General features: G+C 68.0%; 15 protein-coding genes. 3 read left to right on the plus strand and 12 right to left on the minus strand.

The window, feature by feature from the left end:
• Nucleotides 1-58: 58 nt before the first annotated feature.
• Complete coding sequence (locus N5079_RS18390; protein ID WP_261585144.1) at nt 59-718, minus strand: CBS domain-containing protein; 660 nt, start codon at nt 716-718, stop codon at nt 59-61.
• A gap of 574 nt (nt 719-1,292) precedes the next feature.
• Nucleotides 1,293-1,751: a hypothetical protein gene (locus tag N5079_RS18395; protein ID WP_261585145.1), complete on the minus strand. Its 459-nt coding sequence runs from the start codon at nt 1,749-1,751 to the stop codon at nt 1,293-1,295.
• Between the two features lie 789 nt (nt 1,752-2,540).
• Here N5079_RS18395 and N5079_RS18400 point away from each other — a divergent pair.
• Entirely contained in the window at nt 2,541-2,792 is a 252-nt protein-coding gene (locus tag N5079_RS18400) for a hypothetical protein (protein ID WP_261585146.1), read from the plus strand.
• A 345-nt stretch (nt 2,793-3,137) separates the two neighbouring features.
• On the opposite strand, the gene N5079_RS18405 is transcribed toward N5079_RS18400, so the two are convergent.
• From N5079_RS18405 to N5079_RS18445, 8 genes are all read right to left on the minus strand, one after another.
• Complete coding sequence (locus N5079_RS18405) at nt 3,138-3,632, minus strand: HPP family protein (RefSeq protein ID WP_261585147.1); 495 nt, start codon at nt 3,630-3,632, stop codon at nt 3,138-3,140.
• Between the two features lie 130 nt (nt 3,633-3,762).
• The gene (locus N5079_RS18410) at nt 3,763-4,191 is read right to left on the minus strand and encodes a DUF4342 domain-containing protein (protein ID WP_261585148.1); all 429 of its coding nucleotides are present in this window, start codon (nt 4,189-4,191) and stop codon (nt 3,763-3,765) included.
• Nucleotides 4,192-4,712: 521 nt separating this feature from the next.
• A complete protein-coding gene (locus N5079_RS18420; protein WP_261585149.1) occupies nt 4,713-5,108 on the minus strand; it encodes a DUF2809 domain-containing protein in 396 nt (131 codons plus the stop codon).
• Between the two features lie 177 nt (nt 5,109-5,285).
• Nucleotides 5,286-5,579 (minus strand): antibiotic biosynthesis monooxygenase family protein, encoded by a 294-nt coding sequence (locus tag N5079_RS18425; RefSeq protein ID WP_261585150.1) that lies wholly within the window; start codon nt 5,577-5,579, stop codon nt 5,286-5,288.
• A 290-nt stretch (nt 5,580-5,869) separates the two neighbouring features.
• Complete coding sequence (locus tag N5079_RS18430; RefSeq protein ID WP_261585151.1) at nt 5,870-7,624, minus strand: NAD-dependent malic enzyme; 1,755 nt, start codon at nt 7,622-7,624, stop codon at nt 5,870-5,872.
• 77 nt (nt 7,625-7,701) lie between these two features.
• Nucleotides 7,702-7,977, minus strand: coding sequence for a YciI family protein (locus tag N5079_RS18435; protein ID WP_261585152.1), 276 nt, complete (start codon nt 7,975-7,977; stop codon nt 7,702-7,704).
• A gap of 85 nt (nt 7,978-8,062) precedes the next feature.
• Nucleotides 8,063-9,337, minus strand: a complete 1,275-nt coding sequence (locus tag N5079_RS18440; protein ID WP_261585153.1) for an alpha/beta hydrolase — start codon at nt 9,335-9,337, stop codon at nt 8,063-8,065.
• Nucleotides 9,338-9,373: 36 nt separating this feature from the next.
• The gene (locus N5079_RS18445; RefSeq protein WP_261585154.1) at nt 9,374-10,534 is read right to left on the minus strand and encodes a homogentisate 1,2-dioxygenase; all 1,161 of its coding nucleotides are present in this window, start codon (nt 10,532-10,534) and stop codon (nt 9,374-9,376) included.
• A gap of 526 nt (nt 10,535-11,060) precedes the next feature.
• On the opposite strand from N5079_RS18445, the gene N5079_RS18450 reads away from it, so the two are divergent.
• On the plus strand, nt 11,061-11,804 hold the full coding sequence (locus tag N5079_RS18450) for an Asp/Glu racemase (protein WP_315967862.1): 744 nt from the start codon (nt 11,061-11,063) through the stop codon (nt 11,802-11,804).
• 342 nt (nt 11,805-12,146) lie between these two features.
• The gene (locus tag N5079_RS18455; RefSeq protein WP_261585155.1) at nt 12,147-13,085 is read left to right on the plus strand and encodes an alpha/beta hydrolase; all 939 of its coding nucleotides are present in this window, start codon (nt 12,147-12,149) and stop codon (nt 13,083-13,085) included.
• On the opposite strand, the gene N5079_RS18460 is transcribed toward N5079_RS18455, so the two are convergent.
• Both N5079_RS18460 and N5079_RS18465 read right to left on the minus strand, forming a co-directional pair.
• Nucleotides 13,070-13,987, minus strand: coding sequence for a helix-turn-helix transcriptional regulator (locus tag N5079_RS18460; RefSeq protein WP_315967863.1), 918 nt, complete (start codon nt 13,985-13,987; stop codon nt 13,070-13,072). The genes N5079_RS18455 and N5079_RS18460 overlap by 16 nt on opposite strands.
• A gap of 441 nt (nt 13,988-14,428) precedes the next feature.
• Nucleotides 14,429-15,718: a diaminobutyrate--2-oxoglutarate transaminase gene (locus N5079_RS18465; RefSeq protein ID WP_261585157.1), complete on the minus strand. Its 1,290-nt coding sequence runs from the start codon at nt 15,716-15,718 to the stop codon at nt 14,429-14,431.
• Between the last annotated feature and the right edge of the window lie 15 nt (nt 15,719-15,733).

Raw genomic sequence — 15,733 nt, forward strand, 5'->3', positions numbered from 1 at the left:
GCGGACCGTGCATGACCGTGATGGGCGCCCAGCCCGTCCAGGCCGCCGTGTGTACGGCTCACAGCAGCGGCGGCGGGACGAGCAGGTCGTCGACCACGGAGCCCAGATCCGCCTCGACCTCGACGACGCCGTCCACGCCCCGGACGGCATGGAGGAACGGCCTGACCTGCGAACGCCGCGGGACCCAGCCCCGGAGCGTGACCACGCCCCCCTCGACGGCGACCCGGAGCTGGGCCATGTCGACGCCGAACCGCTCCGCGGTCTCCTCGATCTCGTTCCGGATGTCCGCGGCGGGCCGCGTGAAGACCCTCAGCAGGTCGCCCTGGTGGACGGACCCGATGATGCGGCCCGTCGCGGGGTCGATCACGGGGAGCTGCTTGACCCTGTTCCGGTGCATGAGCCTGGCCGCGTCCCTCACCGGGGTGGCCCCGGTCACGGTGATCGCGGGAGTGGTCATGATCTCGCCTGCGGTAGTGCCCGCCGCCTTGCGGTGCTCCTCCCGCTTTCTCCGGCTCTCAAAGATGCGCTTGCCGGCGTCCGTCTCCCTGAGGAGCATGTCGTCCTCGGACACCACTCCCACCGGCCGCCGGTCGGCGTCGATCACGGTGACCGCGCCCACCTTGAACCGCCGCATGATGTCGACGAGGTCGGCGAACGACGCGTCCATCCGGGCCGCGATGGCCACCTTCCCCATGACATCCTTCACCTGCGTCGCCATGACGACCCTCCTGTCTGCCTCGACACCAGCGTGCCTGGTGGCCGTCTTGCCTGGTCAGCGGTGAAGGTCCTGACTGCCGGGGGACTTTCGGCCGGAACTTTCCCGCCGATGGGCGGGCCGGGAGGACGCGAAGCGCGCTCGCCCACGCCGGCGGCTCTCGTCGCCCTCTTGCCGGGCCTGCCGGCTCTTTCGGCCTCTCATCGGCGCGACGACAAAGAGCCGGTAATCGTCTTCGCCGGGGATGACCGGGAATGGGAGCCACCCCCGATCGCTGGGTATAGAGGCCGACGTCGGTTATGTCAGCAAACGCAAGTGCCGCCACCGAATGAGCCGAAGGGCGGGTGCGCAACCAAATGTTTCGCCACTGTGCGGAGAATCCGCACGTCAGTACGGTCGCCACCATGCGCCGGCTGGCACTGATCACGCTCGCGATCGTCATATCGGGGGCGATCGCGTCGCTTCCGTCGAGCGCGAACGCGACGGTAATTCACCCGGGATCGTGGGTGCGCGCGGGCCACGGTGGCGACCACGGACATAACGTCTTGAAGGGAAACAATAACAAAAAGGTTGGAAACTACGCGCCGTCGAACATCGTAGACAGCCCCACCATCATCAAGGGCACCCAGCACGTGAACAGCGTCAGCCAGAACACGAGCACGCAGTCGGCTTCCTGCAAGAAGAAGCGCATCTGCAAGATTTCCCAGAACATGTGGGCAAAGACCGACAACTGACATGAACCGAAGAGCAGGTGCGTGAACCAGTGTTTCATCAACGTGAGGAGAGTCCGGGGGCCGGTGTGGTCGTCACCATGCGACAGCTGGCACTGGTGACGCTCGCGATCACCCTGTCCGGGTCGATCGCGTCGCACCCGTCGAGCGCCAATGCGGCGGGAACGGTCCGCCAGGGAGCGAGGGCGCCCGCCGGGCACGGTGGGCACGGTGGGCACGGTGCCGATGACGGAGAGAGCGCCCACAGTGCCCAGGGCAGCGAGGGTGGCCAGGGTGGCCCGGGTGGGGGCGGTGACGGTGCTCATGGAGGGCATGTTGACCATGGCGGGCATGGCGGGCATGGCGGGCATGGCGGGCATGGCGGGCATGGTCACCACGACGGCCACGGCCACAACGTTCTGGTACTGAACAACAACAAGAAGATCGGGAGCTACTCGCCGGTCAACATCGTGGACAGCGCCACCGTCGTCGAGGGCATGTGGCACGTCAACGCCGTAAGCCAGAACACAAGCACGCAGTCAGGCGTCTGCAAGAACAAGCATGTTTGCGGGGTCTCCCAGAACATGCGGGCGGATACCCACAACTGACCCTGACTACCGAAAAGGCGACGTTCTCACCGATTTGCCTGAATTATCGTGGGATTGGCACTCTTAGTCGACAACCAACGGCAATGATGTGGCAATGACGTGCGCCACGCCGACCGCGAACCCGATCACCGCCCTGATGGAAACTATTCTGACAAAGGGGTCCGGATAGGGGACCTTCTGCCCGGAGATCGATCCAGCAGGGGGCGGCAGAGTATGATTTGTCAGCATGACGGAATAGCGGTGAGTGCAAAGAGCCTGGCCGTGTGCTTTCTCGTCGGCACTTCCGCTTCGGCCGTGTTCTTCGGGGCCGTCACACCATCCGCGGCAAGCGCCACGGAGCGCCCCCAGACGCACCGGAAGGAATTGAGCCTCGGTCATTCGGCTGACCGGGATCCCGCCCCTGGCGGAAAAGGTGCACGTGACCGGACGACATACGTCGGAGGGGGCAGCACCGACAATCACGGCTATCAGCACACCTCTACTACCTCCGAGGACGGCGCGACCAGCGTGCAGAACGCGCTGTGCAGGCGTACCAGGGTGTGCAACATCACCCAGAAGGTCACGGTCGTGATGGCGGACAAGCCCGCTCAGCAGACGGCGAGCACCCCGCAGAAGGCCGATGCTCCCGCACCGGTAGCGAGTGCGACGCCCGCCGCCTCCCCCACCCCGACAGCCTGTGCCGTCCCCACGCTGGGCCTGGGTGCGTTCCTGGATCTGAACGCGACCGTCAACGCGGGTGCCGGCCTTCTCGGGGGATAAACGCCCCAACCTCCTCCGCGCTTCCGCTAGGGGCCGGTGCCGATCTGCCGGCAGTTGTCCCGGCCGCCGGGTTCGAAGGCCCACCGGAGAGCTTCGCGGCCTTCAGCGCTACTGCCGTCATCGGCCACACCTCCATGCGGGGATACGTGGCCGAGCACGATGGCGTACCCGTGGCCACCTCCTTCGGCGTTCAAATCGCTGTCCCTCCGCTGCACCGGCGGCGTGGGTACGGCCGGCAGGGCGGCGACGACCGCCGTCCTGCGCGACGCCTACGCGGACGGGAGCGCGTACCGCTTTCCTGCACGGCAGCGCGATGGGCATGCGGCGTCCGCGACGGGTGCCTGCTCAGGCGTCGTCGAAGGGGCGGGACGGCTTCGGCGGGAGGACCGGCTCCAGCCGGAAGAGCCCCGTCGCCACCTCGGTGTCCCCGGTCGACGGCATGCAACGCCCGGCCACCGCGCGAAGCACATCGGTGGCGGTGACGAGGCCTTGCAGCATCTTGGAAGGGCCGATGACCGGGACCACGTCGACATCGGAGTCGATCATCACGGCGGCGATGCCGGCGACCGGCATGTCAGCGGCCACATGCGGGCATCTCCGCCCGCCCAGCAGCTTCTGGACCTCTCCGCTGGACTGATCGGCGGGCCCGCCAGACCAGTGCACGGCGACGTCCTCGCGCCTCAGGACACCGAGCACGCGGGACTTGTCGTCGACCACCGGGAGGTGATGGACGCCTCCCCGCCGCATGAGCTCCCAGGCCATGAGAGGCGACTCGTCCGGCTTCACGGTGACGATCACCCGCGTCATGACGTCGGCCGCGGTCAGAGTCTCGATATTCATGGTCTCTCCTGTGGTTCTCGCCCGACCTCCATGAGACGGGTGACAACGGACGGCGGGGCGGACGGCGGCACCGGCCGGGACGCGGGCATGAGTACGGCTCGGCGGAGACCGGTCACCGCTGTCACAAGAGTCATCCGGCGGGAGGAGCCTGCTGCCCGTCTTCGGCGCTGGGCAGCGCTTCGGGCCGCACCGCTTCAGCGCCGGGCACCTCTTCAGCACTGGCCACCTCTCCAGCGCCGGCCGCCGCTGCGGCCGTGGGCACCTCTTCGGCGCCGCGCAGCACCTCGATGCCGTCCAGTGCCGCGGGGCCGGCCTGCGGCTCTTCGCGCTCGACCTGGATCGACCACTCCGCGGCCAGGGCGGCAAGGGCGGCCGCGGCGGTGGCGACGGGTGCCGCGATGAACGCGACCACGCCCAGTGTCACAGGGATCTCCATCACGGTGTGCCCGTGGGAGTTCTTGACGATGATCCGGCGGACATTGCCCTCGTGGATGATCTGCTTGATCCTGTCGGCGAGCTCGGTCCCGTGAACCCGCACTTCTTCCCTGGTGACGGCCATCTCGCTGGTCCCTTCTCTGATCGTGCTTCCAGCATGCCGGGCCCTCGCTCGGGAAGGGCCCGCCGAAGGTCCCGCCGTACGCCGCAGAAGACCCTTTTCCGTCGCGCGCCGCCGGGCGGTGACCGTCCGGCCGGCGTCGGACGTTCCGCCGGAAGCGACCTTCCTGGGTGACAACCTGATGGCCCCGGGCGCGCTCGATGAGATCCGGAAGCGGGGTTCCGGATCCCTGACGACATCGCCCTGGCCTCGTTCGACGACGTGCCGTGGTTCGCCCACGTCAACCCGCCGATCATGGCGATCATGGCGATCACGGCGATCACGTCGGCCAGGTCGTCGATGGCGCACCGCCCGCCTGCCGAGCTCGGCCGTCGGCTTCGCGGTCAGGGGCGGCGCGGCGACCGTGCGGAAGCTCAAGGGACCGCCTCGGAGACCTGGCCTACGTCCCCCACGAGCGTCTCAAGCGGCGGAGCCACTCCGTAGGCTGATCGCCCGCACCGGCGAGGCCCGGCCGTACGCCAACGTCATCCTCCGCTGCGGCGTCCCGTTCTGAGGTACGGCGAAGCCGCGCGGTGCACGGCCCACCCGACGCAGGCCCCCACGGCGTACCAGAGCAGATCGGGCGCGTTGAAGGTCGATCCGAGCACCAGCCGGGCCACCGTACTCCGGGCGGACAACTCCGCCGGGATCGGCGTGAGCTGGGCGAACTCGACGAGCCAGCTGAGACCGAGCGCGACGGCCGCGGCCGTGACCGGACGCGTCCGCGGCGCCACCACGATGATCAGGGCGTAGACGAGAACCGTGTAGAGCAGGTCCCCCGCGTATTTGGCCACCGGCCCCTCGAACGCCGCCCGGACCCCCAGCCCCACGGCGACCACGATCACGGCGGCGACGACCGCCGTAAACCGGTAACGCGACATCCGGAGACCTTACCGCGCGACTGACGGCCCGGCATCCGGCGCCCTACAGTACGACCGACTACGATCTGCCCTGTCCACCGTCATGCAATTGTCCGGTCAGCGACTCCGAGACATCCATTGCGGTCCGCTCATGATTCCTCCCGCAACGGCTGGCCTGCGCTGCTTACTCAGAAACCGTCAAATCACGGTGCTCACGTGGAACACCTCAGGAGGCGCGACGAAGAAGGGCCCCACGGCGCTGGACAACTTGATGAACGCCTCGGTCTTGACGAACACCTCGGTGTGGTGCTCCAACGTCTCCCACAGGGCGCACATCAGGAACACGCCCTCCTTGTCAATGGCTCGGAACAGCTTCACGTCCAAACAGCCATCGGCCTTCGTGAGGAGCGACAGATTCGACCGGACAACGGATTCGAACTCATCTTGCTTGCCCTTGGCGACCACTAGCTGAGCCACTTCCCAAACAGCCATGTTCTTACCTCCTGAGTTGAATTTCTCTCTCGACTCGAACGCCGCCGTCTGCTTCTCCGACGGAAGGGGCAAGGGCAGACTGTGCTTCACCTGCTGGGCCGTGAACAGCCAGCGTCCCTCGATCCCGCGAGGATTCGTGGCGCCCGATCATTTGTCACTCCTGGACTCTGTCTCTTTCTGCTCTGTTCGACCGCTCGCCATGAAGGTATGCGCCACGTACCCGGCGGTGGAACGCCGTGCGGATACTCCGTACTCACGGGGAGAGGCTGCCGCTCCTTTGGGGCAGGCGATCAGATCGGCCGCACCTCCTGGTAGTCGGGCTGCCACATGGCGGCCCTGACGCGGTCGTCGATGTCGTCGCCGATGGGGGCCCTGGCCACCTCGTCACGTTGCGCCGCTCGGGCGACCGCGACGGCGACGGCGGCCGAGGTGTCCCGCAGATCTTCGATCCTGGGCAGGATGGACGCGCCCGGGACGGCCGGCTCGGCAAGCGCCGCGATCTGCTCGGCCGCGGCCTGGAGCATGCCGTCCGTGATCCTGCGCGCGCCGGCCACCACGGCTCCCAGCCCCAGGCCGGGAAAGACGAGCGCGTTGTTGGCCTGCCCGATCGTGTACGTGATCCCGTCGTGCAGGACTGGGGGAAAGGGACTGCCGGTGGCCACGAGCGCCCTGCCGTCGGTCCACCGGATCAGGTCGCCGGGCTGGGCCTCCGACAAGTGCGTGGGGTTGGACATGGGCAGGATGACAGGCCGTTCGGTGTGTGCCGCCATCTCCCGCACGATCTCTTCCGTGAAGGCGCCGCCGCGGCCGGAGGTTCCGATCAGGACGGTGGGGTGGATGCGGCGCACCACCTCGTCCAGGCCGATTCCGCCGAGTTCACGGTCGTGGTGCCATCCGGCGACCTCGTCGGCCGGCCGGGCATAGGGCGTCTGGTAGTCGCGCAGGGCGGCCGAGGTGTCCGTCAGCAGGCCGTTACGCCCCAGAGCCCAGAACCGCCGCCCTGCCGTCCGCGGATCGAGTCCGCGCGAGATCATCGCGCTGCGCAACTGGTCGGCGATGCCGACGCCGGCCGTTCCCGCACCGAAGACGACCACGCGTTGCTCGTGCAGTGGCGTGCCGGTGGCGCGCAGGGCGGACAGCACGGCGGCGAGGTTCACCGCACCTGTTCCCTGGATGTCGTCATTGAACGTGAGCACCGTGTCGCCGTAGCGGCCCATGATGCGGCGGGCGTTGTCGGCCGCGAAGTCCTCCCAGTGCAGCAGCGCGTTGGGAAAGACGTCGGCCACCGCGACGACGAACCTGTCGATGAACGCGTCGTAGGTCGCCCGGTCCACGCGAGTATGCCGGTTTCCCAAGTAGAGGGGATCGTTGATCAGGCTCTGCCGGTTCGTGCCGACGTCGAGAGCGACGGGGATGACGCGGGCCGGGTCGATTCCGGCGGCGGCGGTGTAAACGGCCAGCTTGCCGATGGATATCTCCATTCCGCCGACGCCCCAGTCGCCGATGCCCAGGATCGCTTCACCGTCGGTGGCGACGATCAGGTCAACGTCATCGGCTCCGAGACCGCTCGCGCGCAGGGACCGTTCGATGTCGCCGGGGGCGTCCACGGACAGGTAGATTCCCCTCGGCCGCCGGTATTGGTGGCTGTAGTGCTCGATCGCCGTCCCGACCGTGGGTGTGTAGACGATGGGGAGCATCTCACTGAGATGCTCGCCCAGCAGCCGGTAGAAGAGCACCTCGTTGCGATCCTGCAAGGAGCGCAGATAGACGTTCTTGTCCAGGTCGGTCGGTTTCGCCGAGTACTGGGCGTAGGCGCGCGACACCTGTTGCGGAAGCGACAACACCTGCGAGGGGACCAGCCCCGTCAGACCCAGACCGGATCGCTCCTCCTGGGTGAAGGCCGTGCCCTTGTTGAGCCGTGGATCGGCCAGAACCGAGCGCCCCCGGGCGAGCGTCTCCCACACTCCGGTCGCCGGATTCCACCGGCTCGTCACCGCCGGTCCGGGCGACGGCAGGACTGCGTCGCCGTGCGTGTTCGCCTTCATCAACGTTTCCTTCCGGCTCCGCGAGAGATCGCGAGCCCTTGATTCGATCAAGCACCGGAACGACCAGCGGTGGAGGCTTACCGCTGGATCGACCCGATCAGGACGTTCCATTCGCGCAGCTCGAAGGTCACGTGGCCGGAGCGGACGATGGGACTCTCCCGATAGATCTCCCGCGCCTGCTCGAGAGAGTCAAAGCGCAGGAGGGCCATACCACCGGCGCCGTCGTTGAATGGGCCCGAGGCGATTAGGGCACCTTCGCCGTACAGCTTGTCCAGGAACGCTTTCTGCGCCGCACTGACCTCCTGGTCCGGTAGTCCGTTGACGAATGCGAGCGTCACAACGTATGCCTTCACACCGTTCTCCTCATTGAAAGTCCCTTTATGCCGCTTGGCCGGTGTGGTGATGGCGCGCCGGCACCACACCGGCCAAGTGAATCGATCAGCGGTTCTTCGCCGCGGGGAAGCGCGGAGCGAGCCACTCGACGATGTACTGCAGGGCCTTCTCCCGCTCGGGAAGGGGGTAGCCGAAGTGCTCGGCGTCGAGGAACCGCAGCGTCTTGTCTTCGGACGGGGCGGCGTCGAAGTGGGCCTTGCTCTCGTCGCTGAAGGCGAGGCTGTCCGCGGTGAAGTTGATCACGAGGAGCGGCTCGTGAACGGACTTCACCGACTTGAGCAGGTCGGCCCGGGTCGACAGTCCCGACCAGGTGCTCAGCCATGCTCGCGGTGTGACGAGCCGTCCGAATCCAGCGGGGGCGTAGTTGGTCTGATCCGGCCGGGGTCCGAGAATCGAGGCAGGCTTCCGGGTGGACTTCAAGGCGTGCAGGCTCAGGTCCAGGTACGCCGGGTCGGCCTCGGTCCGGTGGACGACCATGTAGTTTCCGACCACCGCGCGGCGGGTGATGTAGGCGCGCTCCTCCAGCGGCAGGTCCGCGAACCACGGCTCCTGCGTCTTCTGCTTGTAGCGCCGCTGCTCGGCGATCAACGCGCGGGCCTTGGCGTCCAGCCGGGCCACCCGGGCCCGCTGCGCCGCCCGGTACCGCTCCAGAAACTCCGCGGAGTACGTGCTGGGCTCCGGGGGCTCGCGGAATCCGTTGGCCGGGTGGTACATGTCCAGCTCCGGATCCACCGACAGCGGGTCGTCTTCGTCGATGACCGACGGGTCGATGGCGGTCAGCATGAACGTTCCCTGGCCGGGATGCGCGGCGAGCAGGACGACGCCGTCCGCGCTGGGCATGTCAACCGCGTTGAGGTCCAGCGGATCCCCGGACGCGGTGTCCGTCAGCCTGCCCGGCGGTGTCGTCGTCGCCTGCTGCTGGTAAAACGCGAGCAACGACCCGCCGCCGCTGTTGCCCAGCAAGACGATCTTTTCGAAGCCATGCTCGTTCTTCAGATGGCTCAGCCCCGCCGCGAGATCGAGCAGCAGTCTCTCGTGCTCGCAGTCGACGTCGTTGTTCAGGCTCCGGGGCTGGTGGGCGTAGAACGCGTACCCCGCCTCCAGGAGCGCCGGAGCGGCGTAATGGCGGCTCATGTCGCCTCGGGGATGCGACACCACCACGACCGTACGCTCGTCGCCCCGGGTGTAGAGCACACCGCGGGAGGCGCCGCCGTCGGAGGCGCTGACCGGGATGACCGTCGTCTCGGTCCCCGGCGGCAGCTCCGCGAAATCGATGATGCCGACGCCCGCGGTGCTGACCTTCGGTCGCTGCTCAGCCATTGTCCGTCAACCTCGATTCACCCTCGTTCCTGACTGTCACTGGGCCGCGACCCCCTCGCGCAGCTGGTCCCCCGCACGCTTCTGGGCCAGGGCCTCGGGCGTGGCAACCAGCGAGTGCGCCCAGTCCACGAAGATGAACTCGAAGTCGGCGACGGTGCCCGGCTTGATGCCCTTGCGAAGCTCCTCCTCGACCTTGGCCGGAAGGCCGTGGTGCAGACCCCGCGGAGTGAGCGCGAAGCTCGCCGGGGGCATGGGCACACCGAGAGCCGTCCCGGCGTGAGTGAACAGGAACTCGTCGTAGTCCATGTTGCGGTGGATCGGCGGGAACGGCTCCGCGTCCGGAGCGGACTCGAGGGGACGGGGAAGGTAATTGCCCACGACGACGGTCGATGTGGCGAAAACGGCGTGCCCGCTCGGCATGATGTGGATGCGGTCGCTGGTGATCGGCCGGAAGTCCCTGATGTTGAGCTTGAACGGGAACAGGTCGCCCGACCACCCAATGGCGTCGATCGGATCGAAGTCGTAGTACGCCGTGGTGAACCCGCCCTGGTACTTGACCCGCACCGGCCACTCGCCGTCCTGGTTGCGGCCGTCACCCAGGTCGTCCAGCTCCGGGGAGGGCACGTACAGCAGTCCCGGGTCGAACGGAGCACGGCGACCGTGTGGGCCGATGTCGGCGAAGCCGAGCTCCTCGGTCGTCTCGATGATCATAAAGTAGTTGTCCGGACCGGTCGGGCGGATCCGGTAGGTCACGCCCTTCGGCAACAGCACATAGTCACCGGGCTCGTAGGGGATCGGGCCGAACTCGGTGTAGAAGGTGCCGGTGCCCTTGTGCACGAAGTACAGCTCGTCCCCGTCGGCGTTACGCGCCGAATAGGTCATGTTCGCGCTGCGCCGGCTCACCGAAACGGCCCCGTCGGGGTTGTAGAACAGCCGCAGCGGGTTACCACCGGCGTCCGTCAGGTCGGTGGGCTCCAGCAGCCGCCCATCGAGGTCGAGGTGGATCCCGGCCCCTTCGGCGCGCTTCCAGGCGGTCGACTCGTGGCGCCGGTACAGGTACGCGTCACGGCCCTCGAAGCCATGCCGCGTGAGCATGTCCTCATACACGCCGGGCATGGCGCTCCGTCCCACCCCGCCCTGCCGCAGGACCTCGCCCCTGCGGTGGTGAATCCAGGATCGCATCGGCCTGATTTCCATCGGGCTGTCTCCTTCGCCTTGTTTCAACCGTTGGTCATGACGATGTACGCCGAATGTCGTCGGTAGAACACCGTGCGAATACTCCGTACTCGCGGGGAGAGGCTGCCGCTCCGCCGGCGCCCGTAGCGTGTCGCCGAGCGATGCCAACCGATCTTCGTGCGTGAACGGGCCAGGCGACGTATGTGACGCGCATGGCTGGGACCTCGTGGGGCCGCGGGCGAGGTGGCGACTCCCAGCGAAGCGACCGGCTCGCTTGAAGGAGCCTCGCCCTGCGAGTACGGAGTATCCGCAGGGCGTTCCACACCCGGTACGTGAAGCGCATTGTCATGGTGAGCGGTCGAACAGCGCGGAAGGAGACAGTCCGGCGACCGAGGGGTCCGGGAATGGATCCACACCCTCGGAACCCAACGTCTCGTCCGAGCTTGAGTCGCCGGCGACCACGCCGTCCAATGGGCGGCGCTGCTCGTGCGCCGAAGACGCAGACCGCCTGTGACCGACTCGAATGTGTTACGAGAGGTGAGTATCGATGAGTTCGTACCGCGTGGGCCTGTTGGTGCCGAGTTCCAACACGACGATGGAGACCGAGGTTCCCGAGGTGCTGCGCCGGGTGGCGGCGGCGACGGGCGACCGGTTCACGTTCCACTCCAGCCGGATGCGGATGAAGACCGTGAGTGCGGAGGAACTGTCCGCGATGAACGCGGACGCCGATCGGGCGGCGGTGGAGCTGGCTGACGCGGCGGTAGATGTGATGGCGTATGCCTGCCTGGTCGCGATCATGTCTCAGGGGCGCGGGGCGCATTATGAGATTGAGAAGCGGCTGACCAAGACGGCGGCGGATGCGGGCGACCCGGTGGACGTGGTGTCGAGCGCGGGGGCTCTCGTCGCCGGCTTGCACCACCTCGGCGCCCGCAAGGTCTCACTGGTGACCCCGTATATGAAGCCTTTGACCGCGCGGGTGGTCGATTACATCGAGGCAGAGGGCATCGAGGTCCAGGACGCGATCAGTCTGGAGGTGGACGACAACCTCGCCGTCGGACGCCTCGACCAGGGAAAGCTGCCGGAGATCGCGGGCCGGCTCGACACGCGCGGGGCCGACGCGGTGGTGTTGAGTGCGTGCGTGCAGATGCCGTCCCTGGAGGCGATCCCGGCGGCCGAAGCCGTCGTGGGCCTGCCGGTCGTCACCGCATCGACCGCCACGTCCTGGCAGGTGCTGTCCGCGCTCGGGGCATACGCCCCGGTTCCTGGGAATGGCGCACTGTTCAAGGGCTGAGGCCGGGGACTCGTCAAGGTCACCTGACACGGCTGAACTGCCGCGGAGCACGCCTTCTCAACTGCTCGGCACCGACGCCGAGTTCTTCACCGATACGCCGGCGCACAGAGCTGTACGGCCGTACGTGCGGGACAGTCCCACACCTGGTACGCGGGCGCGTCGCTTCTCATATCCAAGAAAGAGCCAACCGTGACAGCTGAAAGTGCTACAGAGTTTCGTAACGGCGCCGCGGGGCGCCTCGGCGCCTCTGAGCGGTCGCTCAAGACCGACCCCCGGACTCATCCAGGTCTCGTAGCCGCGCTTGCACCGGTCGGGCTCGGCGATCTGTCGTCGGCGCCATCGGTGAGTTTCCGTTCCCCGCGTGCGGAGCTTCTGGAGTTCGCCGCCGCTGTCGAGTCCGGCTCCGAGCCATTGTTCGAGGCGCTGAACGCTGGACTGCCCGAGGTCGAGGGGGTCGCGTCCGAGACGCACACCGTCACGGGTCCGGATGGCCACGAGATCAAGCTCTACGTGACCCGCCCGGAGGGCGTGCAGGGCCCGCTGCCGGCCGTTTACTACATTCACGGCGGCGGCATGGTCATTTCGGAGGCCGCGGGCGCCGGCTACGATCGCTGGCGGCGGGAACTCGCCGCTACCGGCCTGGTCGTCATCGGCGTCGAGTTCCGCAACGGCGCGGGCAAGCTCGGTCCGCATCCGTACCCGGCCGGGCTGGAGGACTGCGCGACCGGCCTGCGGTGGGCTGCGGCGCACGCCACCGAGCTGGGTGTGTCGAACATCGTGGTGTCGGGCGAGTCAGGCGGCGCCAACCTCGCTCTCGCGCTGGCCATCAAGGCCAAACGGGAGGGCTTCCTGTCCACGATCTCCGGGGTGTACGCGCAATGCCCATACATCTACGGCAAGTGGGCCCTTGACGGCGAGGGGCTGCCATCGCTGGCCGAGAACGACGGCTACGTCCTCAATCGCGACACGATGCAGGTACTCGCCGAGATTTACGACCCGGGTTCGGCGAACATCGACGAGGCGACCTGCTGGCCCTCCCGGGCCACGACCGCCGACCTGGAGGGGCTTCCGCCGCACGTGATTACAGTCAACGAGGTCGATCCGCTGCGCGACGAGGGACTCGACTATTACCGCAAGCTGCTCGCGGCGGGCGTCCCGACGGCCGGCTGGATGAACATGGGGCTGTCCCACATCGCGGAGACCCTCGTCCGCGCGGCGCTGCCCGACGTCTACGCCGCGAACGTCCGCGGCATCAGCGGCTTCGCTCACTCCCTGCGGTGACCCGGCGTCACGACAGATGAGGAACTCCGATTCCCGGCTTCCCGGGATGGGGAGAGGAGGGCATCTATGGCGTGCTCGGTCTTTTCATCGTGGGGCAGCCACAACTGGAGCCAGTGGCCGGCCTCTCCGACGAGAAGAACCTCGAGAGTGACGTGGAGGATCCCGGCATCGGGATGAAAGAGACGCTTGACGCCTGGCCGTCTGTACGCGACCGGGTGGGCGGCCCATCGCTCCGCGAACTCGGGAACCGCGCTCAGGTCGTCGACCAGGGCGCGGAACTCGTCGTCGGAACCCCAGTCCTGTTGGGCGGACCGCAGCCAGCCGACCACCTCGTCGGCTGTGGCCGCCCAATCGTCATCATCGAATAGCCGGTGCGTCGCGGGGTTCAGGAAGTGGTGACGAATGAAGTTGGGCGGCTCCCCATCCGGCGTTCCCAGCGGCCTGGACACCGTTTCCCATGCTTTGTTCCATGCCACAACGTTGTAGATGGGCCCGAGCAAGCACGCCGGCGTGGGATCGAGACGGTCCAGCAGCGCAAGCACGGTGGGTCGTGGCTCATCGCTGACCGGGCGGGGCGCCGGGAAGAGCGCGGCGCTGTGCCGTTTCATGGCCAGCATCGCAAGGTGCCGCTTGTCGTCATCGGAGAGCCGCAGCGCCTCGGCGAGCGCGGCGAGCACCGCGACGGAGGGATTGGTGTCTCGGCCCTGCTCCAGCCGTTCCAGATACTCGACGCTCAAGCCGGCGAGCGTAGCGAGCTCTTCTCGCCGCAACCCGGGGGTTCGCCGCCGAGCAGAGGAGGACAAACCCACTTGCTCGGGTTTCAGTTGCTCCCGGCGCGATCGCAGAAACGCCGCAAGATCGCCTTCGTCGGTCGTCACCCCACGTTGCCCTCTAGTCGGCACGCAGCCTCTCCCTCGGGTATCAGGACTTACCGGACCTCTGCCGACGGGTGCCCACGGCGCATGTCGGGAACTGGAAAGCCGAACAGAGCCAAAGGCTGACGACGGCGACCGGCCCCCGAGACAACTGATGGCGCTCGGTGAAAATTCCTAGCCCGCCGACCCCACCTTTGGCGACTCCTTGCCGGAGATCGCTCCGGTCACGAGCGGGACGCTGGGCGCGATCAAGCTCCTCGGGCCAAGGCCCGCACGGACGTGAAGGTGGCCGGCTTCGACGGCATCCCCGACGGTCTCAAGGCGGTCGAGGCCGGGGCGCCGGCGGCCGACGTCCCCCCGCGTCCCTCGCGTCCCTCGCGGCTCACGCGGCTCACGCGGCTCGGGGGTCGGGCGGGTCGCGCGGGTCGGGCGGCGCCGGGAGACGAGACCGCGCCGCCGCGCGGGAGGTCAGGAGGCCGCCTTGGCGGTGGCGTCAACGGCCTGCCGCAGGATCGCCAGGCCGGCCGACAGGCGGGAGGAGTCGATAGTGAGCGGCGGCATCACCTTGATTACGGACTCCTCCCGTCCGCACCGCTCCAGGACGAGGCCGCCCTCGTAACAGTGACGCTGGACCTCCCGCGCGCGCGGGCCGCCCCCGGCCTCGGAGAGGTCGACGGCGAGCACGGCCCCCCTGACCCGGACCCGGACTCCGGGCTGGGCGCGGGCCGTGTCGGCTCCGAAGTCGGCCAGCCTGGCCGCCAGCGCCCGCAAGCCGGCCTGGAACTCGGCGCTCTCCCACAGGTCGAGGGCGGCGGTGGCCCCGATGAGGGCGAGCTGGTTTCCGCGAAAGGTGCCCGTGTGCTCGCCCGGCTCCCACACGTCGATCTCCGGCCGCATCAGCAGGATCGACAGCGGCAGGCCGTAACCACTGAGGGACTTGGAGACCGTCACCAGGTCCGGCGTGATGCCGGCCTGTTCGAAGCAGAAGAAGCTCCCCGTGCGCCCGCAGGCGGTCTGGATCTCGTCCAGGATCAGCAGGATCCCGCGGCGCTCGGTGAGGTCGCGCAGCGCCCGAAGCCAGGGACCGGAAGCGAGGTAGACGCCGCCGTCCATCTGGACGGGCTCGACGATGACCGCGGCGGGCAGGCCGACCCCGGAGCCGGGGTCGTCCAGGAGCCTGCGCAGGTAACCGATCGAGTCGAACGGGCCTGCCGGGCCGTCCTCGTAGGGCACGAACGTCACATCCTGCGGGGAGACCCCGGCCGCGCGCCGCGCGGCCAGGGCGCCGCTCACCGACAGCGCGCCCTGGGACATGCCGTGGAAGGCCCCGCCGAACGCCACCACGCCCGGTCTGCCGGTGGCCTTGCGCGCCAGCTTGAGCGCGGCCTCCACGGCGTTGGCGCCGGTCGGCCCGGTGAACTGCACGCGGTGGTCGAGGCCGCGCGGGCGCATGACGACCTCCTGGAACCGCTCGAGGAAGTCCCGCTTCGCCGTGGTGAACAGGTCGAGCCCGTGCACGACGCCGTCATCGGCCAGGTAGTCAAGCAGGCGGCGCTTGATGTGGTCGTGGTTGTGTCCGTAGTTGAGCGCGCCCGCCCCGCACAGGAAGTCCAGGAACACCCGCCCGTCCTCGGTGACGAGCTCGGCTCCCCTGGCCCGGCTGAAGATCGTGGGAAAACTCCGTGAATAGAGTCGCACCCGCGATTCCATCGCCTCGAAGACGGTGTGGCCCTGCTGCGGCGGGACGATGTCGAGCATGAGTCCTCCGGTGAG

Source organism: Planotetraspora sp. A-T 1434, from assembly GCF_025420585.1.
Lineage (GTDB): Bacteria > Actinomycetota > Actinomycetes > Streptosporangiales > Streptosporangiaceae > JAOEGB01.